Origin of the sequence: Rhodovulum visakhapatnamense (genome assembly GCF_004365965.1) — a bacterium.
Lineage (GTDB): Bacteria > Pseudomonadota > Alphaproteobacteria > Rhodobacterales > Rhodobacteraceae > Rhodovulum > Rhodovulum visakhapatnamense.
Genome location: NZ_SOEB01000006.1, coordinates 154,066 through 178,285, shown reverse-complemented (window position 1 = coordinate 178,285; position 24,220 = coordinate 154,066). Strand labels below are relative to the sequence as shown.

Below are 24,220 nucleotides of genomic sequence, written 5' to 3'. Positions count from 1 at the left end.
CAGCCGCCCGTGTCCGCCCCACCCGACCGACCCGCGAAAGAACAGGTGACCCGAATGACCCGCTATCAAAGCTTCCATCCCAGGACCGAGATCGTCTTCGGCCCGGGCCTGCTGGACCGCCTGCATGCCTATCGCGGTCAGAAAGTCGGCATCGTCACCGACGCCTTCATGGCCCAGTCGGGTGCGCTTGACCGGGTGAAAGCCTCGCTGAAGGGCTGCGACGTGCTGGTCTTCGACGAAGCGATCCCCGAGCCGCCGCTCGACACCGTCTCCAGGGGCGCCCGCCTGCTGGCCGATTTCGGCCCGGACGTGATCCTAGCACTGGGCGGCGGCTCGCCGATCGACGCCGGCAAGGCGATCCTTGCCATCGTCCGGCAGATGGCCGAGGGCCGTTACATCCCGTTCGTGGCAATCCCGACGACCAGCGGCACCGGGTCCGAAGTGACCTCGTTCGCGGTGATCTCGGACCCCGCCAACGGCCGCAAGTTTCCCCTGATCTCGGAAGAGCTCGTCCCCGACGTGGCGCTTCTGGACCCCGAATTCGTGCGCACCGCGCCGCCGAAGGTGACCGCCGATACCGGCATGGACGTCATCACCCACGCCATCGAGGCCGTGGTCGCGACCGGTGCCAACCATTTCACCGACGCCTTCGCCGAAAAGGCGCTGGCTCTGGCCTTCGCCTTCCTGCCCCGCTGCTTCGCCAATGGCGACGACATCGAGGCGCGGGACGCGATGCACCAGGCGTCCTGCCTGGCCGGGCTGGCGTTCAGCGCGGCGGGGCTCGGCATCAACCACAGCCTCGCCCATGCCCTCGGCGGGCGGCTCCATGTCGTGCACGGCCGCGTCAACGCGGTTCTGATGCCGCTGGTGATCGCCTGGAACGCCGAAGAGCCCGAGGCCGCCGAACGCTACGCCCGGATCGCCCGTCTGATCGGGCTCGACGTGCCCAGCACGCGCGCCGGGGTCGGCGCCCTGATCCACGAGATCCAGGGCCTCAATGCCAGGTTCGGCATCCCGTCATCCCTCCGGGGTCTCGGGACGGACATGGAAGAATTCAGCCATGCCCGATCCCAGATCGCGGCGGCAGCGCTGGCCGATGCCTGCACGACCAGCAACCCACGCAAACCGTCCCAGGCAGACCTGGACGCCCTGCTGATGCAGGTCGGCGGTTAGGAGACGAGGGAGGATGCAGCAGAGCAAGAAGCGCGAAGACCCTAAGGCAAACTTCATCAACGAAACATCGTGAGCAAGGAGAGAGCGATGCAACAGGAAGCACTGGGAATGGTCGAAACCAAAGGTCTGGTCGGCGCCATCGAGGCGGCGGATGCCATGGTCAAATCGGCCAACGTGACGATGATCGGCTACGAGAAAATCGGCTCGGGCCTCGTCACCGTGATGGTGCGTGGCGATGTCGGCGCGGTCAAGGCCGCCACCGATGCGGGCGCCGTGGCGGCCGGCAAGGTCGGCACCGTGGCCTCTGTCCACGTGATCCCGCGGCCGCATACCGAGGTGGAACGCATTCTGCCCCATCCCGCCCCGGCCGCCGAATAACCCCTGATTAAGGACAAGGAGGATCGGTCATGAAAGACGATCTTGTCGAACAACTGATGGGGGAAGTGATCCGGAAAATGGGGGGGAGCGACAGCTCCTCCTCCTCCGAACCCCAACCCCAGGCCAAGGCGGCTCCCGCCAAAGCCCCCAAGGCGTGCCAGCTGACCGAATTCGTCGGCACCGCGATCGGCGACACCATCGGCGTGGTCATCGCCAATGTCGATCCGGCCCTGCACGAAGCGATGAAAATCGACAAGAAATACCGGTCGATCGGCATCGTCGGCGCGCGGACCGGGGCCGGTCCCCACATCTTCGCGGCCGATGAGGCGGTGAAGGCCACGAACAGCGAAGTCCTGGTCATCGAACTGCCGCGCGACACCAAGGGCGGCGGCGGCCACGGCTCGCTGGTCATCTTCGGCGCAGCCGACGTTTCGGACGCCCGTCGGGCGGTCGAGGTGATGCTCGGCGAACTGGACCGCACCTTCGGCGATGTCTACGGCAACGACGCGGGCCACCTGGAGTTCCAGTACACCGCCCGGGCCAGCTTCGCGCTGAACAAGGCCTTCGGGGCACCGGTCGGCCAGGCCTTCGGCATCACCGTGGGCTCGCCTGCCGCGATCGGCGTGCTGATGGCCGATACCGCTGCCAAGGCGGCAACCGTCGATGCGGTCGGCTACGCGACGCCCGGCAACGGCGGCACCAGCTACTCGAACGAGGTGATCTACATGTTCAGCGGCGACTCCGGCGCGGTGCGCCAGTCGATCCACGCCGCGCGCGACGTGGGCAAGCAGCTTCTGAGCACGCTTGATCCGACCACCGAGCTCAAGTCGACCACCACGCCGTACATCTGAGCGTGAAAGAGGATGACCGTCATGACCGAGCAAAGCCTTGGATTGATCGAAACCATCGGCCTGGCCGCTGCCGTTGAAGCCGCCGACGCTGCGGTGAAATCGGCCAATGTCCAGCTGGTGGGCTACGAACTGACCAACGGCGACGGCATGACGGTCGTCAAGCTTCGCGGAGAAGTGGGCGCCATCAAGGCCGCGGTCGCGGCTGGCGCCGTGGCGGCCGAACGCGTGAACCGCGTCGTGTCGACCCAGGTTATCGCGCGCCCGGCGCGGGATGTGTCCTTGCTGGTGGACAGTCCCGCGACCGTGGGCGTGGTCCCGGCGGAACCGGTTCCTGAACCGGCCGCCGGAACGGCCGCGGCGTCCGAGCCTGCGGCCGAGGTCGAGGCAGGGACCGCCAGCGCGGCTGAAGCCGCGTCGGAGGTCCCTGCCCCGGCCGAGGCCGTCTCACATACGGCCGAGGACGCCGAAGCCTCGTCGGACGCCGCTGGGACACCGGCGTCCGACGAAACCCCCGCCCCGGCTGAACCGGCGGACCCGGAAAGCGCCGCGGCCGACATGCCCGCAGCCAAGCCCGACGCCGACGACGAGACACAAAGCACAGAAACACCCTCCGAGGCGGCGGCGGCTCCCGCGCCTTCGGAGGCTGCCGCCGGACCCTCCGGTGAGACGGCAGCGACCGGAGCCGGGGCGTCTGGCGCAGGACGGCGAAATCGCCGGCGGCCCGGCCCGGCCGGAAAGCCCGGCGGTAAAGGGCGCTGAAACGAACAGCCCCCGCCGAACCGGCGGGGCAAGGACGGGAAACGGCCGGAGCCCGGGCGCGACGCGCGCCCGGGACCGGGATCCCACCGGCGCCGGAACGGCGGGGCGGGGCGGGCCGAGAAGAACAGGACAGGACGATGCAGGTGACTGGGAACATGATTGATCGGATCGTAGCCGAGGTGCTGGCCCAAGGCCGCGCCGCGGCCAAGGAGGCCGCGGCCCCGACGGCGGCTGCCGGCCCCGAGGCCGATCCCGCTCTGGTGCCGATCGGCGTGTCGAACCGGCATATCCACCTGTCGCGTCAGGACATGGACGCCCTCTTCGGCCCGGGCGCCATGCTGACCCGCAAGAAAGCGATGAAACAGCCCGGCCAGTACGCCGCCGAGGAAACCGTCATCATTCGCGGCGCCAAGGGCGAGATCGGCAAGGTCCGCGTGCTCGGGCCGCTGCGCAAGGACACCCAGGTCGAGATTTCCATCGCCGACGGCTTCGTGCTGGGCGTCAAGCCGCCGCTTCGGATGTCCGGCAAGCTGGGCGACACGCCCGGCATCGAGATCGTCGGGCCGCAGGGCACGGTCCGCAAGGACTCGGGCGTCATCGCCGCGATGCGCCACATCCACATGCTGCCCGAAACCGCGGCCCGGCTGGGTCTGGCCAATGGCGACGAGGTCAGCGTGCTGGTCGGCGGGCCGCGCGGCGGGATCATGCATCACGTCGTGATCCGCGCGGCCGAAGCCTCGGCCACCGAAATGCATATCGACGTCGAGGAGGCAAACGCCTTCGGGCTGAGGAACGACGACCTCGTGCGGATCCTCAGGGACTGATCCGGACGACGAGCGAGACGGAGACGGAACGATGAGCACCGACAGGACATTGCGCGACTTCGCCGAGCTGATCCGCTCGGGGTCTGTGGTGCCCGCCGAGGCCTGGGCCAAGGGTCCGCTGAAGGTCGGCGTCGACCTCGGCACCGCGAACCTGGTGCTGGCCGTGCTCGATGCGTCGAACCGCCCGGTCGCGGGCATCACCCACCATTCGACGGTGGTCCGCGACGGCATCGTCGTCGACTATATCGGCGCGGTCCGTGACGTGACCGCGATGAAGGCCGAGCTTGAAAAGCGGATCGGCCGGCCGCTGCTGAAAGCCGCCGCCGCGATCCCGCCCGGGGTGCATCCCGGCAGTACCAAGGCCATCGGCAATGTCGTCGAGGCCGCCGATTTCGAACTGGCCGAGATCGTCGACGAACCCGCCGCCGCCGCCCGCTTCCTGGGCGTCTCGGACGGGGCGGTCGTCGATGTCGGCGGCGGCACCACCGGCATCAGCGTGCTGAAGGACGGCAAGGTTCTCGCCTCCTTCGACGAGGCCACCGGCGGCACCCACATGACCCTGGTCCTGGCCGGTGCGCGTGGCCTGCCCTTCGACGAGGCCGAGGCCGAAAAGCTCGATCCCGCGAATGAACGCATGGTTTTCGCGGTCGTCCGCCCGGTGGTCGAGAAGATGGCCAGCATCGTCGAACGTTTCCTGCAGGCCCATCCCGATGTGGACACGGTCCATGTGGTGGGCGGCGCCTGCACCTTCAGCGAGTTCGAAAGCGTCTTTGCCAAGCAGACCGGCCGCCGGATCGTCAAACCGGCCGAGCCTCTGCTGGTGACGCCGCTTGGCATTGCCATGTTCCCGCTGGCGACAGGAGACAAGTGATGGACCGCTCCGCGCTCGACACGCTTCTGAACCGGGCCCTGCTGGACCTGCTGTCGGACCGCATCGTCGCCCGGCTGAAGGCGCGCGAACGCTCGGCGCTGCTGCTCTTTTCGGGCACCGATCTGGGGCTCGACCCGGCGCTGAAATCGCTGTCGAAACTGACCGATGCGGGCTGGAGCTTCGAGATCCGCCGCACCCCCGACGCCGCCGGGCTTCTGACCCCGGAACGGCTGCGGCTGCTGGGCGGCGCGCGGGCGATCCCGCCGATGGCGGCGCCCGGGGAAACCGATATCGACGGCGCGCTGGGCCGCAACGGCCTGGTGGTGGTGCCCGCGCTCAGCGTGGCACTGGCCGCGCGCGCCTCGCTCGGCATGGCCGAGGACGAGGTCTCGTCGCTGCTGACCGGCGCGCTCGAACGCGGCCGCCGGGTGGTGGTGGCGCGCGACGGCGTCTGCCCCGCAAGCCGCGAGCGCAACGCACGCGGGCTGACCGGAAACGCGGCCTTCCGCGAGATGCTGGCCGGACATCTGGTCCGACTGGAAAGCTATGGGGTCGAGCTGGCCTGGGCCGCGAAGCTGGGCGATGCCATCGCGTCCCCGCGGCCGGGCGACCGGGGGCCGGGCCCGGGCCGGAGGACTGCGACACCCTCCGCGCCCGGGTCGCGGGTCTTCGGCCGGAGCGAGGCCCAGACGCTGGACTCGACCGAGTTGCGGATCGGGGCGGACGTGCTGATCACGCCGCTGGCGGCGGAAGAATTGCGGGCCCGGCATGTCCGGGTCGTGCGAGTGTAAGGAGAAGGGCGATGCATCTGGGACGTGTGATCGGAACCGTCGTCTCGACCAGCAAGGACCCCAGCCTTGTGGGCTCCAAACTGCTGATCGTGGCGCGGCTGACCCCGCAGCTGGACCCGACCGGGTTCACCGAAATTGCCGTCGACACGGTCGGCGCGGGCTATGGCGAGACGGTAATCGTTTCGAAGGGCAGCGGCGCGCGCATGGCGGGCACGCTGGGCAAGTCGGTCTCGGATGCCTCGATCGTCGGCATCGTCGACACCGTCGAGACCCATTGAGGGAGACCCGGACATGCACTGCGATATCGACGCCCAACTGATCGAACGGCTGGTCACGGCCGCGCTGGAACGGCGCGCCCTGCCCGCCGCCCCGACCCCGTCGCTGACCCTGGCCGAGGCCGAGGCCATCGCGGCCCGCGCCCAGGCCGCCTCGGCGGCGATGGGCGTGCCGATGGTGATCGCGGTGGCCGACGCGACCGGCGCCCAGATCCTCTTCCACAGGATGGAGGGCAGCCTGCCCGCCAGCGCGACGCTGGCCCCAGGCAAGGCCTGGACCGCCGCCGCGTTTCGCATGGGCACCGACGAGCTGGGCCGCCAGGCCCAGCCGGGCGGGATGCTCTTCGGGGTCGAGGCGACGCTCGACGGCCGCGTCGTCCTGTTCGGCGGCGGGCTTCCGGTCCGCCGCGGCGGCACCGTGATCGGCGCCGTCGGGATCAGCGGCGGCACCGTCGACGAGGACATGGCCATCGCGCGCCAGGCCCTGAACGGAATTTGAACGGATTGGGGCTCGGCCCCGAAGAAGGAGCGGAAAGATGAACGACAAGGATATCAGCGACGCCGTGGCCCAGGTGCTGAACGGCTATGGCAGCGCGGCGGCCAATATCGGGGCGGGCACGCCCCCGGCCCAGCCGAAAAGCGGCAAGCCCATGTCCGACCTCGTGGCGCAGATCCTGGCCGAAACGGGCTCTGCCCCGGCGGCGGCAGAGGCGGCGCAACCGGACTACGTGCCCGGCTCGAAACGCTGCTGCTGGTCCAAGGCGCATCCCTCGGACGATCCGCTCGACGATATCGTCAACGGCCTCGTCGCCCGCGCGCTCGGCGACAAGCAGCCATGCACGGTCTGTCCGCATTCGGCCGGGTCCGAGGCGGTCGCCGTTTCGGACGAGGAGGCGACTACGCTCGGCGACGGCGTCTTCGCGAGCATGGACGAAGCCGTCGCGGCGGCCGAACTGGCCCAGCGGCAGTACCTCTTCTGCACCATGGCCGCCCGCAAACGCTTTACCGACGGCATCCGCGAGGTGATCCTGTCGAACGGCACGCTCGAGCGGATCTCGCACATGGCGGCCAACGACACCGGCATGGGCAATGCCGCCCACAAGATCATCAAGAACCGGCTGGCCTGCGAAAAGACCCCGGGGATCGAGGATCTGACGACCGAGGCGCTCAGCGGCGACGAGGGCCTGACGCTCGTCGAATATTCGCCCTTCGGCGTGATCGGCGCGATCTGCCCGACCACCAACCCGACCGAGACCATCATCTGCAACGCGATCGGCATGCTGGCCGCGGGCAACGCGGCCGTCTTCAGCCCCCACCCGCGCGCCAAGAAGGTCTCGCTTCTGGTGGTCAAGCTGATCAACCGCAAGCTGGCCACGCTCGGGGCACCCGCGAACCTCGTGGTGACGGTGCAGGACCCCTCGATCGACAACACCAACGCGATGATGGCCCATCCGAAGGTGCGGATGCTGGTCGCGACCGGCGGCCCGGGCATCGTCAAGACCGTCATGTCGACCGGCAAGAAAGCCATCGGCGCCGGTGCGGGCAACCCGCCGGTGGTGGTCGACGAGACCGCCGACATCGAGAAGGCGGCGCGCGACATCGTCAACGGCTGCAGCTTCGACAACAACCTTCCCTGCATCGCCGAGAAGGAAGTGATCGCGGTCAACCAGATCGCCGACTACCTGATTTCGGAAATGCAGAAATGCGGCGCCTACCTGATCAAGGACCCGGCGGTCATCAAGCAGCTTGAGGGCGTGGTCATCAACCAGAAGGGCGGGCCGCAAACCTCCTGCGTCGGCAAGAGTGCCGCGCATCTGCTGGGCCTGATCGGCATCACCGTCGGCGAGGACGTCAAGGTGATCCTGACCGAAGCCGACAAGGACCATGTCTTCGTGCAGGAAGAGCTGATGATGCCGATCCTGCCGGTGGTCCGCGCGCCCAGCGTCGACGATGCCATCGACCTGGCGGTCGAGCTGGAACACGGCAACCGCCACACCGCGATGATGCACTCGAACAACGTGCGCAAGCTGACCAAGATGGCGAAGCTCATCCAGACCACGATCTTCGTCAAGAACGGGCCGTCCTATGCCGGGCTCGGTGTCGGCGGCGAAGGCTACGCGACCTTCACGATCGCGGGTCCGACCGGCGAAGGGCTGACCTCGCCCAAGTCGTTCGCCCGCAAGCGCAAATGCGTGATGGTCGAGGCGCTGAACGTCCGCTGAGGCGGGCGTCGGCAGAAACTTTGGGGAAGAGATCAGGGGAAACGGGACCATGAACACGAGGATCATCAACGCGCCGCAAGAGAATATCATGGATATGCTCACCCGGCGCATCGCCCCGCATACCCGGAAATGGATCGAGGCGAATCCGATCTCTGCGATGGGGCTCGTCCAGACCAGCGTCCCTGATCTCTTCTACTTCGCTGACGTGGCCGGAAAGGCGGCCAACGTCTACACGGTCGAGCTTTTCGGGTCCTGCCCCCAGACCACCACGACGCTGGCGATCCTGGGCGAGACCTCGGCCGTGCGGGCGGCGATGGCGGCAATCGAGGCGGCGCAAGGCCCCGCCTTCTGACCAGCCGCCCAACGCAGCGGCGGCAAGACAAACGGAAGGGACAAAAAGATGTCCGACATCGATTTCGACAAAGAAGGCACGGTCTTCGACATCCAGCGCTATTCGATCCATGACGGCCCGGGCCTGCGCACCATCGTCTTTCTCAAGGGCTGCCCGCTGCGCTGCCGCTGGTGCTCGAACCCCGAAAGCCAGAGCCCCGAGCCGGAACTGTTCTTCCGTGCGTCGAGCTGCATCAAATGCGGCCAATGCGTGCCGGTCTGCCCGACCCAGGCGCTGGCGCCCACGAATCCGGGCTTCGTCGACCGGGACAAATGCGTCAAATGCGGCACCTGCGCCGGGGTCTGCCCGACCCAGGCGCTGACCATCTCGGGCAAGAAGATGACCGTGGCCCAGGTCATGCAGGAACTTCGCAAGGACGCGATCCACTATCGCCGCTCGGGCGGCGGCGTGACGCTGTCGGGCGGCGAGCCGCTCTTTCAGCACCAGTTCGCCAAGCATCTGCTGATGGCCTGCCACGAGCAGGGCTGGAATACCGCGATGGAAACGACGGGCTACACGACGCGCGAGATCGTGCGCGATGTGATCCCCCATGTCGATCACGTGCTGCTCGACATGAAGGCCATCGACCCCCAGGTGCACGTCGCCCAGACCGGTGTGGAAAACCGGATCATCCTGGAAAACGCGCTTTGCATCTCGTCGCTGACCCACACCGTGGTGCGCATCCCGGTGGTTCCGGGCGTCAATGACACCGTCGAGGCGGCCGAGGCCGTGGCCTGCTTCGCCAAGCTGATGCCCGGCGTCGATACCGTGCACCTGCTGCCATACCACTCGTTCGGCGAGAACAAATACGCCCTGCTCGGCCGGTCCTATCCGATGGGCAACACGCCGAACATGAAACCCGAGGAAGTGGCCCCGCTGGTCGAAAAGATCGAAAGCCACGGCCTGAAATGCGTGATCGGGGGCTGACCCCGGCCGCGCGCTACAGCGAAGAAGGCGTCGGACATGTCGTACACAAGCTCTGAATCAGTCACCGAAGGCCACCCGGACAAGGTCTGCGACCAGGTCTCCGACGCGATCCTCGATGCCTACCTGACCCGGGACCCGATGGCGCGCGTCGCCGCCGAGGTCCTGGCGTCGGGCAATACCCTGCATATCGCGGGCGAGATCACCTCGACCGCCCATGTGGACGTGGCCGCCGTGGCCCGCGGCGTGCTGCGCCGGATCGGCTATGACGATCCCGACCTCGGTTTCGATGCCGAGGGCTGCTTCATCCTGACCGACCTGCACGAACAATCGCCCGACATCGCCATGGGCGTGTCGCGCGACGCCGAACTGGGCGCGGGCGATCAGGGCATCTTCTACGGCTTCGCCTGCGACGAAACCCCGACGCTGATGCCCGCCGCGATCCATTATGCCCACCGGCTGACCGAGACCCTGGCCGAGGTGCGCCATTCCGGCCGCCTGCCCTGGCTGCGTCCCGACGGCAAGGCCCAGGTCACCTTCGAAAACGACGCCGACGGACGCCCCGCGATCCTGCGCAGCCTGGTCCTGTCGGCCCAGCACGACCCCTGCGTCACCCGCGAGGACATGCTGCGCGGCCTGATCGAAGAGGTGGTCGCGCCGGTGATGGGGCACTGGCTGCGGGCCGATACGCGGGTGCTGATCAACCCCACCGGCCGGTTCGTGCTGGGCGGGCCCGCCGCCGATACCGGGCTGACCGGCCGCAAGCTGATGGTCGACACCTATGGCGGCATCGGGCGCCACGGCGGCGGGGCGTTTTCCGGCAAGGATTCGACCAAGGTCGACCGCACGGCGGCCTACATGTGCCGCTATATCGCGAAAAATATCGTCGCAGCACGGATCGCACAAAGTTGTGAAGTATCGCTCGCATTTGCGATAGGTCAGTTACTTCCCGAGATGGTAGGGATTACCTTACCTTCTGGCTGCGAGACAGATCCGGACAAGCTTGAAAAAGCGGTCCGGTCGGTCTTCCCGCTTTCGGTGGCGGGAATGATCGAAACCTTGGAGCTTCGTCGGCCGATCTTCGAAAGAACGGCGGCCTACGGGCATTTTGGGCGGGACACAGAGGGGTTCCCATGGGAGCGGACGGATCGGGCGGTCGCCTTGCAGAAGGCTTGCAACTGACATCCGAGCCCCGTCCGAATTCATGCATAAATAATACACCTTCCCCCCGCGGCGGCGGCGAGACCCTCGAAGCAAAAGCCGCCCGCCGCCAGCGCCTTGCCGACCTCATGAGCGTCGACATGCTGCAGAAGGTACAGGACAACTTCAGCGCGGCGGTGGGGGTGGCGATGGTGATCGTCGACCCCGAAGGCGAGCCGGTCACAAGGCCAAGCGGGTTCAGTTCCTTCTGCGACACGATCCGGCACCATCCGAAATGGCGCGAGCGGTGCTATCACTGCGACGCGGTGGGCGGGCGCACGGCGCTGTCGACCGGCGATCCCTCGATCTACAAATGCCATGCGGGCCTCGTCGACTTCGCCGCGCCGATCATCATGCGGGGCGAATATCTGGGCGCGGTGATCTGCGGCCAGGTCAAGATGCGGCCCGGCGAGATGGCGCCCGACCTGGTGGACCTGTCGGGCCTCTTCCCGGTCGAGGCGTCCTGGCGCGAGGACCCGCGCCTGATGGCGCTTTACCATGACATCGGCGAGATTTCCTACGGGCGGCTCCGCTCGGCGGCCTATTCGCTGTTCTACATCGCCTCGCATATCGTCGAGGAAAGCTATTCCAGCAGCGTCACCCAGGAGCTTTACGCCAAGAACCTGCGGCTGATGGAGGAATCCAAGCGCCGGGCCGAACTGGAACGTTCGCTCCGCGAGGCGGAACTGCAGGCCCTGTCCTATCAGGTGAACCCGCATTTCCTGTTCAACGTGCTCAACACCATCGGTCGGCTCGCGCTGATCGAGGACGCGGCGCAGACCGAAAACACGGTCCATGCCTTTGCCGACATGATGCGGTATATCCTCAAGAAAAGCGGCACCCAGTTCGTGCCGCTCGCGACCGAGGTCGATCACGTCAAGAACTACCTGTTCCTGTTGCGGCTGCGGCTGGGCGACCGCTTCACCTTCTCGATCGACCTGCCCGCCGATCTGGCCGAGGTGACCTGCCCCTTCATGGTCCTGCAGCCGATCGTGGAAAACTGCATGAACTACGCGATCGAACCGCGCGAAAGCGGCGGTCTGATCGATATCACCGCCTATCGCGACGGCCATGACGTGATCGTGGACATCGTCGACAATGGCGACGGCATCCCGACCGAACGGCGGATCCAGGTTCTGGCGGGCGTTGCCGACCGCAGCGGCCGCAAGAGCATCGGGCTGCACAATGTCGACAGCCGGATGCGGCATTATTTCGGCGATGGCCACGGGCTGGAAATCGTCAGCCCGTTCCGCGGCGGCCGCGGCACGCTGGTGCGGCTGCGCCTGCCCACCGATTTCGACGAGGCCGCGGTCTAGGCCCGCGAGCGACAAGGAAGCGGAAAGATGTTCGACATCGCGATCATCGAAGACGAAGAGCTGGAACGCCGCGCCCTGCGCAGCATTCTGGAAAAGAACCTCGACGGCGCGCGGATCGTCGGCGAGGCCCGCAACGGCACCGAGGCCATGGCCCTGATCGACGGCCAGCATATCGACCTGATGCTGATCGACATCAAGATCCCGCGTCCCAACGGGCTCGAGATCATCCAGTCGGTGCGCGACCGCGGCCTGGCGACCAAGGTCATCATCCTGACCGCCTACGATTATTTCGAGATCATGCAAACCGCGATCCATCTCAAGGCGGACAATTTCCTGCTGAAGCCCATTCGCACCGACGATCTGCTGAAGGCGGTTCACGAATGCCTTGCCACGCACGAGCCGATGGCGGCCCGGGCTGCGGGGTCCTGGACCGTGACCGCCCCTGCCCCCGATGCGATCCGCGTCCCCGAACCGCCGGTTGGCGACCGCATCGCAGGCCTCGTGGATCACAGCGCCTATCGCGAATGCCTGGCTCTGGTTCGCCGTCATCTCGAAGCCATCTATGCCCAGCGCGAGGCCTCGCCGCGCCGCGCGGTGCTGGAATTCCTGCGCATCATGCTGCAGGTGGTCGAGGCGCGCGGTCTTGCCCTGCCCCCGACGCTGGCCCGCCAGGTCGAGACGCTCGAATCCCGGCGGCTCGACCTGCACAGCCATTTCCAGGTGCAGGAAGTGCTGTGCCAGCTCACCGACGTGCTGTTCGAGGCCAGCGAATCCGGCGGTGCCCATGCCTCGGGCCGCATTCAGGACGTTCTGAACTACATCGAACGGAACCTGCACAAGGGCGTCACGCTGGAAGATGCCGCGGATTTCGCCCAGATCAGCCCCTGCTATCTCAGCCGGCTGTTCCGCAAGGAGATGGACGTGACCTTCATCTCCTACCTCAAGACCCAGCGGATCGAGCGCGCCAAGGAACTGTTGCAGGACAGCGATCTGCCGATCACCAACGTCTCGCTCGACCTCTCCTTCCAGGACGCCAACTATTTCTGCAAGGCGTTCAAGAAAGAGGTCGGCCTGTCGCCTTCGGAATACCGACGCCGGTTCCGCTAGGCCGGACCCGAAGCAAGATCACCGAGAGCCGCACTGGCAGCCCACGCGCCGCAACGGCGGATGCCATGCCATTGATTAAAAATGTCATGATCCTGTGATCCGGGCAGCTTAACCGACACGGGGTCCGCACCCCCGCGGGCACGATCTGCGCCCACTTCGCAATCAGGAAGGACATCATGAAGCTCGTTTCGAACGGCGCCCTTGTCGGTGCGCTGCTGACTGCGCTTTGCCCGCTGCTGGCGCCCCCGGTCGCCCAGGCCGCCACGCTCGACTGGCAGACCCTGTCCGGTCAGGCCCCGAAGGTGATCGGCCATCGCGGTGCGCCCAACTATCTGGCCGAAAACAGCCTGCCCGGCTACGAACTGGCGGGCGATCTTGGCGCCGACATGGTTGAGACCGACGTTCAGGTCAGCAAGGACGGCGAGCTGATCGTCATGCATGACGGCACGCTCGAACGCACCACCGACATCGCCGCCAGGTTCCCGCCCCGGAACGGCGGCTACAGGGTCGCCGATTTCACCCTGGCCGAGATCAAGCAGCTGACGTTGCTGCCGACCGGCTCGGCCTCCTACAGCCATCCGGGCTTCACCCCCACCACCGATTTCAGCGTGCCGACGCTGGGCGAGTTCCTCGACACCGTGAATGCCTACAATGCCACTCACGGCACCGATCTGGGCGTGCTGACCGAGCTGAAATCGAGCTACACCCCCGAGGTCAACGCCAAGGTCGTGGCCGAGATGCTGGACAAGGGCTTCGGCGAGACCGGCTCGAACGGCGCGGTGCAATCCTTCAGCGTGACCAACGTGCGCGAGATGTCGGCGCTGTTCGATGCCGCCGGGGCCGATGTCTATGTCGATCTCCTGGGCTATGGTGGCGTGCAGACCGCCGAGGGCTGGGCGCTGGGCCTGAACGGGTCGGGCACCAGCTACGAGTTGCTGAGCGAACTGGCCGGTTACGCCGATGCGGTGGCCAGCAGCTACAGCTACATCACCGAAGATTTCGTCGCGGCGGTGCATGCGGCCGGGCTCGAAATCTATGCCTGGACCCTGCGCCCGACCGACGAGGCCTCGGCCGCAGCGCTTCTGGCCGATTTTCTGGCCTGGGGTGTCGACGGCTTCATCACCGACAACGCCGATTATGTGAACGCCGCCCTGGCCAACAGCGGCTATGACGTGGCGCCCGCCCCGGTGCCGCTTCCGGCCGCGCTGCCGATGCTGCTGGCTGGCATGGCCGCACTTGGCGGCCTCGCGCGCCGCCGTCGCCCGGCCCTCGCGGCCTGAGCCGCTGTCTTTTGCGGCCGGCATCCCCGGCCGCCCCTTCCCTGTTCCATGAGGACCCCCATGTTCACCGCCCTGTTCCGCTCTCTCTTCGCGCCCGTCCTGCGCCGCGCGCTGCCCGCCGTTCTGCCCGCCGTTCTTCTGGGTGCCCTGGCCTCGCCGGTCGCCGCCGCCAGCCTGATCGTCAACGGCACCTTCGACAACACGACCGACGGCTGGGAAGGCACCTACCGGCTGCGCTCGACCGATCCCTGGATCGACACCGGGTCCTATTTCTTTGCCGGGCCCGGCACCTTCAGCGCGATCTCGCAGACCTATGACCTGACCGGCGACGACCTCTCGCGGCTCGGCACGACCGGGCTCGACTACACCATGTCCGCCGATCTCTTCGGCTGGCACACCCAGGAAGACCGGGGCGTCATGTCGGTCTTCTTCTTCGGCGCCGACGACACCCAGCTGGGCAGCGACGCCCTGCTGTCGAGCACGCTTTACAGCGGGTCCTGGGACACCCGGGTCACCGCGGGCGGCAAGTACTATCAGGAAACCTCGGGTGCGGTGCCCCTCGGCACCGCCTACCTGACCTTCGTGCTCAGCTCGACCCGGATCAGCGGCGGCACGAACAATGACGGCTATATCGACAACGCCTATTTCGCCTTCGCCGACCCGATCGCGCCCGCGCCGGTGCCGCTGCCGGCCTCGGCACTGATGCTGCTGTCGGGCCTGGCCGGGGTGGCCGGGCTGCGCCGCCGTACCGCGAAAAAATCGGCCTGAGGAGGCCGAACCAAACCCGGAGGGCGGCACTCCCGCCCCCCGGAGCCGATCCTCACAGACCGTATTGCTCGCGCGCGTAATCGCCAAGCCCGGCCGCATCCAGCCGGTCGAGCGGCGCGAGGAAGGTGACCTGGATCACCCCCGGCGCCCGGCCGATCTCGATGGCGCCGTTGATCGTGGCGCGGTTGCGGATCTCGGCGACCGGCAGGTCCAGAAGTTTCGCCGCCCGCTCCAGCCCGTTCTCGATGGCGATGTTCAGGTTGGCCCCGGTGCCGATGACCGACACCGGCGCCACCTCTTCCAGCGCCGCCACGTCCCAGCGCCGCGCCAGCCGCTCGCCGCGCGCCTTTTCCTCGGCGGTGAAGGGCCGCGCCATCGGCGGCAGATCCTCGGCCAGCGGGAACAGCACCGGCCCGTCGATGGGATAGTCCTTCACCACCTCGACCTGCAGCGTCACGCTGCCCGCCACGTCCATGGTGTGGCCCGCGATCTCGCCATCGCCCTGGCCCGCATGCATGTCGCCCATGTAAAGCCCCGCGCCCTTCACCTTGACCGGGCAGACCAGAATGGCACCGGGACGGACCGCGTCGATATCCATATGACCGTCGGTCTTGTGCTCTGCGAGCTCCTCGGGGCTCAGCGCATAGGGGTGCGGCGCACCGACCAGGAAGGCGCCGAAATCGCCCGCATTGTGGCTGTCGGGCATGGCCTTCGACGGGCAGGTGCCAAGCTGGCCCAGGAAGGGACGCATCCGGACCAGCGCGCCCGGCATGTCCGAGGGCGCATAGACCAGGATCGAGTGCTGGCGGCTGGCATCGGGGAGCGCCGCGTAATGATCCGCGTCATGGGCGATGGTCTCGGCCGCGGCCTTGGGCAGGGTCAGGCCCACGCTGCGGGTATCGTCGAAGGTGACGGTATAGCCATGGACGATGGCGAAGGGCGTCACCGCATTGCCGCAGACATTGCAGCGCACGGCCTCCTGGCCGATCCCCTCGACATGGGTCTCGGGCCAGAGCGCGTCGCAAGTGGGGCAGCGCGCCGCGACATAGGGATCGCCGAGGCAGAACCCCTCGGGCGAGCTGTCATGGCCCGAGGCGGTCGCGACCGAGGTCACGGTGATGTCGCGAATGCGGATGGCGATGGCATCGCCCGGTTCGGCGCCCTCGACCGCGACCGGGCGGGTGACCTCGTGGCCGCCGCGCAGGCTGGGCGTGATCATCGGCCCCCAGCATCCGGGCGCTGTATTGGCGATCACCGTCCCGCCATTCTCGACCGGCCCCAACATCGGCGCGTCGGGGTCGAGCACGCTGTTGGTGAACCCGTTCACGACGAGGCTGCGGCACGCGCCGCCGGTCCTGCTTCCATCGGCCATTTCGGCTGTCTCCTTGTTGTTCGCCCCCGATACCTAGCCGCGCGCCCGCCCGTGTCGAGACCGCCGCGCCGCGGTCCGTCCCCCGACGGCCCGGCCTAGCCGCCGCGCCGTCGCCGCAGAAGCGGGGTCAGGTACATCGGCACCTGGTAGCAGGCGATGAACAGCAGCAGCGGGTCGGTCGTCTCGGGCGGCAGTGCCACCAGAAAAAGCGCGATGTTGCGGTTCCCCGCAGCAACCGACAGCGGAAGGCGCTGGTCCCTCAGCGGCCCCCGCGCCAGCAGCCGGTCGGCCACGATCTGCACCCCCAGATTGGCCGCCAGCGCCACCGCCAGCCAGCCCGCAAGCTCGGTCGGACGGGACAGAAGGGTCGGCCCGGCCTCGGCCATCAGCCCGATCACGACGATGGCCATCGCCAGCGCCGAAAGCCCGTCGAGCGCCGAGATCGTCTCGGGCCGCGGCGCCCTCAGCCAGGTCGCGCGCAGCAGGAAGGCCGCCCCCGCCGCCAGCAGGATCACCGCCAGAAGCCGCCCCGCCGCGGCCAGAACCGCCGCCGGACTGCCCAGCCCCCCGGCAAGCAGGAAGACCGGCAGCACCGTGACGGGCAGAAGCGCAGTCGCCACGATCAGCAGCCGCAGCGCCGGGGCGGGGTCGCCGCCGCTCAGGACCGTCAGGCTGGGCGCGCCGGCAATGGGCGAGGCCGCCGCCATCAGGATCAGCGCGGTCGCAACGGCGGTGCCGCCCAGACCCAGCGCCGCCGCCCCGCCCGCCACCGCCAGCGGCAGCGCCAGTTGCAACAGCAGCGCCAGTGCCAGCACCCGGGGCAGGTCGCGCACCGCGCCCAGCGCCTGGCGTGGCCCGATCCTGAGCGCCGCCAGAAACATCAGCCCCGCCACCATCTCGGGCAGCCAGGGCCGCATCGCCTGCGCCAGCGGCGGCAGCAGCACCCCGGTCGCAAGCCCCGCGACCAGCAGATAGCGCCCCCGCGCGGCCAGCGCGCCCAGAAACCGGATCATGCCGTCCCCCGACGACGTGTGAAGCTCATGCCCGCCTCAGCCCCCCGGCCGCTGGCGCAGGCTGTCGGGCAGCCAGGTCGCCAGCCCGGGCACCGCGATCAGCACGAAGACCATGACCACCATGATCAGGAACATCGGCAGCGCCGCGCGCGCGATGAACCCCATGCCATGCCCGGTCATGCCCTGCAGCACGAAGAGGTTGAAGCCGATGGGCGGCGTGATCTGCGCCATCTCGACCACCACGACGATGAAGATGCCGAACCAGATCAGGTCGATCCCGGCCGCGCGGATCATCGGCTCGACCACCGCCATGGTCAGCACCACCGACGAGATCCCGTCGAGAAAACAGCCAAGCACGATGTAGAAGACCAGCAGCGCCAGGATCAGCTGAACCCGCGACAGATCGAACCCCGCGATCAGGTCGGCCAGCCCGCGCGGGATGCCGGTGAACCCCATCGACAGCGACAGGAAGGCCGCCCCCGCAAGGATCAGCGCGATCATCGCCGAGGTCCGGACCGCGCCCATCAGGCTCGCGCCGAAGCTTGCCGCCGACAGCGAGCCCTGAGCAGCCGCCAGCGCCAGCGCGCCCAGCACCCCGAAGGCCGCGGCCTCGGTCGCGGTGGCATAGCCCAGATACATCGACCCGATCACCACCACGATCAGGCACAGCACCGGCAGCAGATGGCGCGCCGCCTTCAGCCGATCGATCAGCGACAGGGCGGGCTCGGGCGTGGGGGCAAAATCCTTCGACAGCCGCGAAGCCAGCCCGACATAGGCCATGAACATCAGCGCCAGCACCAGCCCCGGCACCACCCCGGCCATGAAAAGCCGGGTGATCGACTCGTTGATGGTGACGCCATAGACGATCAGCGTCAGCGAGGGCGGGATCATCAGCCCCAGCGTCGCCGCCCCGGCCAGCGTGCCGATCACCATCGGCTCGGGATAGCCGCGGCGGCGCAGTTCGGGGATCGACATCCGCCCGACCGTGGTCAGCGTTGCCGCCGACGAGCCCGAGACCGCCGCGAAGACGGTGCAGCCCACGATATTGGTATGGATCAGCCCGCCCGGCAGCCGCGCCATCCAGGGCGCGAGGCCGCGGAACATGTCTTCGGACAGCCGCGTCCGGTACAGGATCTCGCCCATCCAGATGAACAGCGGCAGCGCGGTCAGCGTCCAGGAGGACGAGGCCGCCCAGATCCGGGTGATCATCGCATCGCCCGCCGGGCGCGCGGTGAACAGCTCCATGCCGACATAGGCCACGCCCATCAGCGCCAGCCCGACCCAGACGCCGGACCCGAGCAGCAGGAAAAGGACGAACAGGAAAATCGCGATCGGGGCCAACTGCTCCATCAGCGCGGCCCCGCCGGAAGGTCTTCGGCCTGCTCGCTGCGAATGCCGTCATGGCCTGTCGCGATCAGCCGGATCAGATGGTCCCAGAAGCAGATCGCCAGAAGCACCGTGCCCGCCGCCATCGACAATTGCGGGATCCACAGCGGCGTGCGGTCGAGCCCCTGGCTGACATCGCCCAGTTTCCAGGACCAGTAGGTGCCCTTGACCGCATAGCGCGCGAAGAAGGTGGCGGTCACGGCGCCGACCGCCATCGCCCAGATCTCGGCCCAGCGCCGGTGCCGACCGAGCACCGTCAGCAACAGCCCCACCCGGATATGCGCGCCCCGGTCCAGCGCATGGGCAAAGGCGAAGAACGAGGCCGACGCCATGCAATAGCCCGCATAGTCCGACGCCCCCGGCACCACATGCCCGGTCCAGCGCGCCACCATCTGCGCCACGATCAGTCCGAGGATCGCCAGCAGGAAACCCGCCGCGATCACGCCCCCCGCCATATAGAGGGCATCGAGGAGGCGCCGAAGCGCCCTCAGCCCTGCCGCTGCCCGTGCCATCCGAGGCCCCCGCCGGTTCGTGCCGGACCCGCGCGCAAAGCGCGGGCCCGACCTGCCTTGTCTGCCTTGCCTCACATGCCCTGACGATAGGCCTCGACGATGGCGCGGCCCTCGTCGCCCGCCCGGTCGAGCCATTCGGCGGTCATCGTCTCGCCGATGGCCTTCAGCCCCTCGACCAGCCCCTCGGGCGCGCGGCCGACGGTCATGCCGCCCTCCTTCAGCCCCTCGACGGTGACGGCGGTATAGGCTTTCGACCGGTCCAGCCCCTCGGCCTGCGCCTTGGCGGCACAGTCGCTGACCGCCGACCGGGTCGCCTCGTCAAGCCCGGTCCAGGCGTCGAGATTGGCAAAGACCGCGTTGCGCGGCAGCCAGGCATCGACCTCGTAGAAATGGCTCAGATGTTCCCAGACCTTGCGGTCATAGCCGGTCGCGCCCGACGAGACGAAGCTTTCGGCAACGCCGGTGGCCAGCGCCTGGCTCAGCTCGGCCGCCTCGACCTGCACCGGGATCATGCCGGTCAGTTCGGCCATCCGCGCCGTCGCCGCCGAATAGGACCGGAACTTGACGCCCTTCAGATCCTCGACCGTCTCGACCGGCTTGTTGACGTAAAGCCCCTGCGGCGGCCAGGGCACAGAATAGAGGTAATGCAGGTTGTCCTCTGCCAGCGCGGCGGCGACCTTGGGCTCGGCGATGGCCCAGAGCCGTTCATGCTCGTCGAAGGACGACACCAGGAAGGGGATCGAATCCACCCCGAACAGCGGGTTCTCGTTCTCATGCGCCGACAGCAGCCGTTCGCCGATATTGGCCTGCCCGGTCTGCACCGCGCGCTTGATCTCGGCCCCGCCGAAGAGCGCGCCCGAGGGATGGGTGACGATCTCCAGCGCGCCGCCCGTGGCCTCGCCCACGCATCGGGCGAAGTCCGCGCCGACCTCGGAATGGAAGTTCGAGGCCGCATAGGCCATCGGCATGTCCCAGGTCTCGGCCGTCGTTGCGGTCGACATGGCGCAAAGCGTGGCCGCGGCCAGGGCGGTCGTCAGCATCTTCATGGATTGTCACTCCCCGTTTTGCGGCCCGCGCGGGACGGGCCTTGTCTTGTCCCGCCATGGAACCGTCCGGGCGCCGGGGAGGCAAGCGTTAACTGTCGCGACACAGGGCCCGCCTGTCCGCGGGGACCAGTCCGACCAGCAAGCGGGCAAAGCCCGCGCGCCGGAGCCTAGCGGCGCCGCGCCCGCTCGGGCGCTGTGTCGCCGACCAGTTCGCTGCGGATCTGGGCATAGGTCAGCAGCGTGAAGAAGACTGTGCCGCCGAGGATGTTGCCCACCAGCGCGGGCAGAACGAAGCCGCCCAGCGCGGCCGCGACACTCATGCCGCCGGAATAGACCATCACGGCGGCTTCGGTGGTGCCCGCGACCACATGCGAGAAATCCGCAAGCGCGATCAGGTAGGTCACCAGCACGATCAGGAACAGCTCGGAATTGCGCGCGTTCGGCTTGACCCAGACCAGCGCCGCGATCAGCCAGCCCGCGCCGATGCCCCGCACCGCCGTCTCCCACCAGCCGTAAGAGGTCGCGTGGTCGGACAGGGTAACGACCGCATTGCGCAACTCGGGCTCGTAAATCGTCCCCGCATGCAGCACCCAGCCAAAGGTGGCCGCCCCGATCAGGTTGGTCGCCAGCACCAGCGACCAGAGCCGTGCAAGGCTGGCAAAGACCCGTGGCCGGGGATCGTCCAGAACCGGGCAGACGGCGGTGATGGTATTCTCGGTGAACAGCTGAAGCTGGCCCAGGATCACCAGCACGAAGCCCACGGAATAGCCCAGATTCTCGACCAGCGGGCGCCAGGGCGCGTCGGGCAGATGGGTGCGCAGCAGCGCCTCGGACAACACCGAGAACCCGATCGCCAGACCCGCGGTCAGCCCCGACAGGGCCAGCGCCGAGGCCGGGCGGTTCAGTTCGTGCGCGCCCTCGCGGCGGATCGATTCAAACAGCGCCAAGGCCCGGATCGGCGCCTTGGACTCGATGGCCTCGCGCTGGTGTTCCGGAATGCGGTCTTCGTATTTCTTCTGCGTGGTCGCGGCCATCGGCTCTCCTGTCCTTTGGGCCGGAGCGGCCCCACATCCTTGATCTAGCCGCCGGACGGGCCGGGCCAAGGGCGCCGCCGCCGGGGCGCATCTGTCCCCTGTTCGGACCCAGAACCGGGGGCTAGGCTTGGCCCGGAGGAGAGCGCCCATGATCCTGGACGACCAGAGCGAGGTCACAGACTTTCTGCGCAGCCAGCCCTGCGGGCCCGGGCGGGAGGGCGAAACCGTGCGCGAGATCGAGACCCATATCTCGCGCATTTTCCTGGCCGGAGACCGCGCCTTCAAGCTCAAGCGCGCGGTGCGCCTGCCCTATGCCGATTTCTCGACGCCCCAGATCCGGCTTGAGACCTGCGAAAAGGAATTCGCTCTGAACCGCCCGACCGCGCCCGGCATCTATCTGGGCGTGCGGCGGATCACCCGGCAGGCCGGGGGGCTTGCCTTCGACGGCGACGGGCCGCTGGTCGATGCGGTGGTCGAGATGGCGCGCTTTGCCCAGGACGACATTCTCGACCGGGTGGCCGCGGCAGGCGGGCTGACCGAGGCCCATGCCGAAAGCCTGGCGCGCACGGTCGCCGCCATGCATGCCCGCGCGCCGGTCGTGCGCCGCCCCGGCGGCGGCGCGCTGATGGAGGGCGTGCTCGACATCAACCGCGCGGGCTTCGCCACCAGCCGGGTCTTCGCGCCCGAGAAGGTCGCGGCGCTGGACGAAGCCTTCCGCCGCGCCTTCCGGCGCCATCGCGGGCAGCTTGATCGGCGCGGCGCGCGGGGGCTTGTGCGGCTTTGCCATGGCGATCTGCATCTGGCCAATATCGTGCTGCACGAGGGCCGCCCCGAGGTGTTCGACGCCATCGATTTCAACGACGGGCTGGCCACCGTCGATGTCGCCTACGATCTTGCCTTCCTGCTGATGGACCTCTGGCATCGCGGGCTGCCCGACCTCGCGAACCGGGTGGCGAACCGCTATTTCGACACGGCGGGCGCCGAGGACGCGCAGGGGCTTCTGCCCTTCCTGATGGCGGTCCGGGCCGAGGTCCGCGCCCATGTGACCGCCACCGCCGCGACGGACGACCCGGACCGCGCCGCCATGGCACAGGGCTATTTCGACCTGGCCTGCGACCTGCTGGCGCCCGAGCCCGGCCGGGTGGTGGTTCTGGGCGGGCTGTCGGGCAGCGGCAAGACCACGCTCGCCGAACGGATCGCGCCGCATCTGGGGCCCGCGCCGGGCGCCCGGATCGTCGAAAGCGACCGCACCCGCAAGGCCATGTTCGGCGTCGAGGCGACCGAACATCTGCCGCAAGAGGCCTATGCCCCCGGCGTCTCGGATGACGTCTATGCCCGGATTGCCGCACGCGCCCGGGCGCTGGCCGAGGGCGGCGCCACGGTCGTTGTGGGCGCGGTCTTCGACAGCGCCGCGCACCGGGCCGAGCTGGACCGTCGGCTGGCGGGCCTCCGGGTCGATGCGGTCTGGCTGGAGGCCGCGCCCGACCGGCTGCGCGACCGGATCGCAACCCGGGGCGCAAGCGCCTCGGACGCCACGCTCGACGTGCTGGAAACCCAGTTGTCGCACGGGCCGGGCCGGATCGGCTGGCCCCGGATCGACGTCAACGGCACGCTCGAGGCCACGCTGGCGCGGCTGTGCGCGCGTCTCAGCTAGGCGCCTGGCCCGGCAAGAGCGCCGCGACCAGTGCATCGGCGGCGCTGGGGCTCAGGGCAAGCGGGGTGTCGTGCAGGATCGCCAGCCGGGTCAGCGCCTGCAGATCGACATCGCCCGGATGGCTCAGCGGATCGGCGAAAAAGATCACCGCGTCGAGTTCTCCCGTCGCGATCAGGGCGCCCAGTTGCTGGTCGCCGCCCCGCGCGCCGCGCTGCAGCCGCTGCACCGAAAGGCCCGGCAACGACGCGGCGACCATCGCTCCGGTCCCCCCGGTGCAGATCAGCCGGTGGCCCGCCAGGGCACGGGCATGGCGCCCGATCCAGGCCCGAAGCTGGGCCTTGCGCGCGTCATGGGCGACCAGCGCCAGCCGCCGCGGCGCGGTCGATTGCGCCCGCGCCCGTGCCGCCAGCGCCAGGATCGCGCGGACCTGACCGGCAAAGCCCGCCGCCTCGGCCGGAAAGGCCCCCGCCAGAGCCGCCGTGCCCACGGTAAAGCCCGCCGTCCCGGCCTCGGCCGCCGCCTCGATCCGGGCCGCGCGATCGATGCTGCCCGCGACGATCACCGGCTTGGCGACCGCCGCGCAGACCGCCGCCATCAGCCCGGGCACATCGCCCGCGAAGCGATAGGCCAGCAGGTCGAGCCCGTGCACATGTTCGAGATCGGCGATTGCCCGGGCCGAGTCGACAATGGCCGCCGCCGGGCCTTGCAGCACGCTCGGATGGCCGGTGACCACGCCCGGAAAGGGATAGTAACGCAGCGGATGGTCGCGGGTGACCGCGGTCACCTCGGCCGCCCGGGTGCCGCCCAGCAGGCAGTCGACATCAAGCGCGGCCGCCGCCCGGGCCGAGGCCAGTTCGCTGTCGCGGTCGAGGCTGACCACCTCCAGATAGGACCGCGCGCCCGCCGCGCGGATCGCGGCCGCGAGGCCGCAGAGATCGGCCACCGGCAGGCCCACATCCTTGAAGCCGATATGCCGGACCCCGCCCTCCAGCGCCTCGTCAAGCCGGGCGCGGGCGTCGGGGATGGTCCGGTCGTTCTCGGTCAGCATCAGGATGAAGTCGAAGGCCATGGCG

At 68.5% G+C, this 24,220-nt stretch carries 25 protein-coding genes; 18 read left to right on the top strand and 7 right to left on the bottom strand.

Features of this window, described 5'->3' with window-relative positions:
* Window positions 1-54: 54 nt before the first annotated feature.
* The 17 genes from EV657_RS07775 (at window position 55) to EV657_RS07695 (ending at window position 15,130) form a co-directional block, all read left to right on the top strand.
* Complete coding sequence (locus tag EV657_RS07775) at window positions 55-1,173, top strand: 1-propanol dehydrogenase PduQ (RefSeq protein WP_075787137.1); 1,119 nt, start codon at window positions 55-57, stop codon at window positions 1,171-1,173.
* Between the two features lie 87 nt (window positions 1,174-1,260).
* The gene (gene pduA / locus EV657_RS07770) at window positions 1,261-1,551 is read left to right on the top strand and encodes a propanediol utilization microcompartment protein PduA (protein ID WP_075787138.1); all 291 of its coding nucleotides are present in this window, start codon (window positions 1,261-1,263) and stop codon (window positions 1,549-1,551) included.
* 29 nt (window positions 1,552-1,580) lie between these two features.
* Window positions 1,581-2,402: a propanediol utilization microcompartment protein PduB gene (gene pduB, locus EV657_RS07765; RefSeq protein ID WP_075787139.1), complete on the top strand. Its 822-nt coding sequence runs from the start codon at window positions 1,581-1,583 to the stop codon at window positions 2,400-2,402.
* A gap of 21 nt (window positions 2,403-2,423) precedes the next feature.
* On the top strand, window positions 2,424-3,161 hold the full coding sequence (locus EV657_RS22855; protein WP_134077559.1) for a BMC domain-containing protein: 738 nt from the start codon (window positions 2,424-2,426) through the stop codon (window positions 3,159-3,161).
* A 155-nt stretch (window positions 3,162-3,316) separates the two neighbouring features.
* Window positions 3,317-3,985, top strand: coding sequence for a phosphate propanoyltransferase (locus EV657_RS07755; RefSeq protein ID WP_237399668.1), 669 nt, complete (start codon window positions 3,317-3,319; stop codon window positions 3,983-3,985).
* A 31-nt stretch (window positions 3,986-4,016) separates the two neighbouring features.
* The gene (eutJ, locus tag EV657_RS07750; RefSeq protein ID WP_134077558.1) at window positions 4,017-4,856 is read left to right on the top strand and encodes an ethanolamine utilization protein EutJ; all 840 of its coding nucleotides are present in this window, start codon (window positions 4,017-4,019) and stop codon (window positions 4,854-4,856) included.
* Entirely contained in the window at window positions 4,856-5,647 is a 792-nt protein-coding gene (locus EV657_RS07745) for a hypothetical protein (RefSeq protein WP_134077557.1), read from the top strand. The genes eutJ and EV657_RS07745 overlap by 1 nt, the downstream gene beginning before the upstream one ends.
* An 11-nt stretch (window positions 5,648-5,658) precedes the next feature.
* The gene (locus tag EV657_RS07740; protein ID WP_075787144.1) at window positions 5,659-5,925 is read left to right on the top strand and encodes a EutN/CcmL family microcompartment protein; all 267 of its coding nucleotides are present in this window, start codon (window positions 5,659-5,661) and stop codon (window positions 5,923-5,925) included.
* A 13-nt stretch (window positions 5,926-5,938) separates the two neighbouring features.
* A complete protein-coding gene (locus EV657_RS07735; RefSeq protein ID WP_134077556.1) occupies window positions 5,939-6,421 on the top strand; it encodes a GlcG/HbpS family heme-binding protein in 483 nt (160 codons plus the stop codon).
* Between the two features lie 37 nt (window positions 6,422-6,458).
* Window positions 6,459-8,144, top strand: coding sequence for an aldehyde dehydrogenase family protein (locus EV657_RS07730; protein WP_113670662.1), 1,686 nt, complete (start codon window positions 6,459-6,461; stop codon window positions 8,142-8,144).
* A gap of 88 nt (window positions 8,145-8,232) precedes the next feature.
* The gene (locus tag EV657_RS07725; RefSeq protein WP_237399667.1) at window positions 8,233-8,496 is read left to right on the top strand and encodes a BMC domain-containing protein; all 264 of its coding nucleotides are present in this window, start codon (window positions 8,233-8,235) and stop codon (window positions 8,494-8,496) included.
* Between the two features lie 48 nt (window positions 8,497-8,544).
* On the top strand, window positions 8,545-9,462 hold the full coding sequence (locus EV657_RS07720) for a glycyl-radical enzyme activating protein (protein WP_075787147.1): 918 nt from the start codon (window positions 8,545-8,547) through the stop codon (window positions 9,460-9,462).
* A gap of 36 nt (window positions 9,463-9,498) precedes the next feature.
* The gene (metK, locus tag EV657_RS07715; protein WP_113670661.1) at window positions 9,499-10,641 is read left to right on the top strand and encodes a methionine adenosyltransferase; all 1,143 of its coding nucleotides are present in this window, start codon (window positions 9,499-9,501) and stop codon (window positions 10,639-10,641) included.
* A gap of 107 nt (window positions 10,642-10,748) precedes the next feature.
* Window positions 10,749-11,975 (top strand): sensor histidine kinase, encoded by a 1,227-nt coding sequence (locus EV657_RS07710; RefSeq protein ID WP_075787149.1) that lies wholly within the window; start codon window positions 10,749-10,751, stop codon window positions 11,973-11,975.
* A 27-nt stretch (window positions 11,976-12,002) separates the two neighbouring features.
* Entirely contained in the window at window positions 12,003-13,082 is a 1,080-nt protein-coding gene (locus EV657_RS07705) for a response regulator (RefSeq protein ID WP_134077555.1), read from the top strand.
* Between the two features lie 176 nt (window positions 13,083-13,258).
* Complete coding sequence (locus EV657_RS07700) at window positions 13,259-14,362, top strand: glycerophosphodiester phosphodiesterase family protein (RefSeq protein WP_134077578.1); 1,104 nt, start codon at window positions 13,259-13,261, stop codon at window positions 14,360-14,362.
* Between the two features lie 60 nt (window positions 14,363-14,422).
* Window positions 14,423-15,130 carry a VPLPA-CTERM sorting domain-containing protein gene (locus tag EV657_RS07695; protein WP_166673673.1) on the top strand — a complete coding sequence of 236 codons (708 nt, stop codon included), beginning with the start codon at window positions 14,423-14,425 and terminating at the stop codon, window positions 15,128-15,130.
* A 52-nt stretch (window positions 15,131-15,182) separates the two neighbouring features.
* Here EV657_RS07695 and EV657_RS07690 read toward each other — a convergent pair whose 3' ends face one another.
* The 6 genes from EV657_RS07690 to EV657_RS07665 form a co-directional block, all read right to left on the bottom strand.
* Window positions 15,183-16,502 carry an acetamidase/formamidase family protein gene (locus EV657_RS07690; protein WP_134077553.1) on the bottom strand — a complete coding sequence of 440 codons (1,320 nt, stop codon included), beginning with the start codon at window positions 16,500-16,502 and terminating at the stop codon, window positions 15,183-15,185.
* Between the two features lie 95 nt (window positions 16,503-16,597).
* Window positions 16,598-17,515 carry a hypothetical protein gene (locus EV657_RS07685; protein ID WP_075787154.1) on the bottom strand — a complete coding sequence of 306 codons (918 nt, stop codon included), beginning with the start codon at window positions 17,513-17,515 and terminating at the stop codon, window positions 16,598-16,600.
* Between the two features lie 36 nt (window positions 17,516-17,551).
* Window positions 17,552-18,865, bottom strand: coding sequence for a TRAP transporter large permease (locus tag EV657_RS07680; RefSeq protein WP_134077552.1), 1,314 nt, complete (start codon window positions 18,863-18,865; stop codon window positions 17,552-17,554).
* Complete coding sequence (locus EV657_RS07675; protein WP_134077551.1) at window positions 18,865-19,413, bottom strand: TRAP transporter small permease; 549 nt, start codon at window positions 19,411-19,413, stop codon at window positions 18,865-18,867. Before EV657_RS07675 ends, EV657_RS07680 begins: the two co-directional genes overlap by 1 nt.
* 71 nt (window positions 19,414-19,484) lie before the next feature.
* The gene (locus tag EV657_RS07670) at window positions 19,485-20,459 is read right to left on the bottom strand and encodes a TRAP transporter substrate-binding protein (protein WP_134077550.1); all 975 of its coding nucleotides are present in this window, start codon (window positions 20,457-20,459) and stop codon (window positions 19,485-19,487) included.
* A gap of 167 nt (window positions 20,460-20,626) precedes the next feature.
* Window positions 20,627-21,493, bottom strand: a complete 867-nt coding sequence (locus EV657_RS07665; protein WP_075787158.1) for a formate/nitrite transporter family protein — start codon at window positions 21,491-21,493, stop codon at window positions 20,627-20,629.
* A gap of 148 nt (window positions 21,494-21,641) precedes the next feature.
* On the opposite strand from EV657_RS07665, the gene EV657_RS07660 reads away from it, so the two are divergent.
* The gene (locus EV657_RS07660; protein WP_134077549.1) at window positions 21,642-23,147 is read left to right on the top strand and encodes a bifunctional aminoglycoside phosphotransferase/ATP-binding protein; all 1,506 of its coding nucleotides are present in this window, start codon (window positions 21,642-21,644) and stop codon (window positions 23,145-23,147) included.
* Here EV657_RS07660 and EV657_RS21865 read toward each other — a convergent pair.
* Entirely contained in the window at window positions 23,140-24,216 is a 1,077-nt protein-coding gene (locus EV657_RS21865) for a methylglyoxal synthase (RefSeq protein ID WP_113670653.1), read from the bottom strand. The genes EV657_RS07660 and EV657_RS21865 overlap by 8 nt on opposite strands.
* Between the last annotated feature and the right edge of the window lie 4 nt (window positions 24,217-24,220).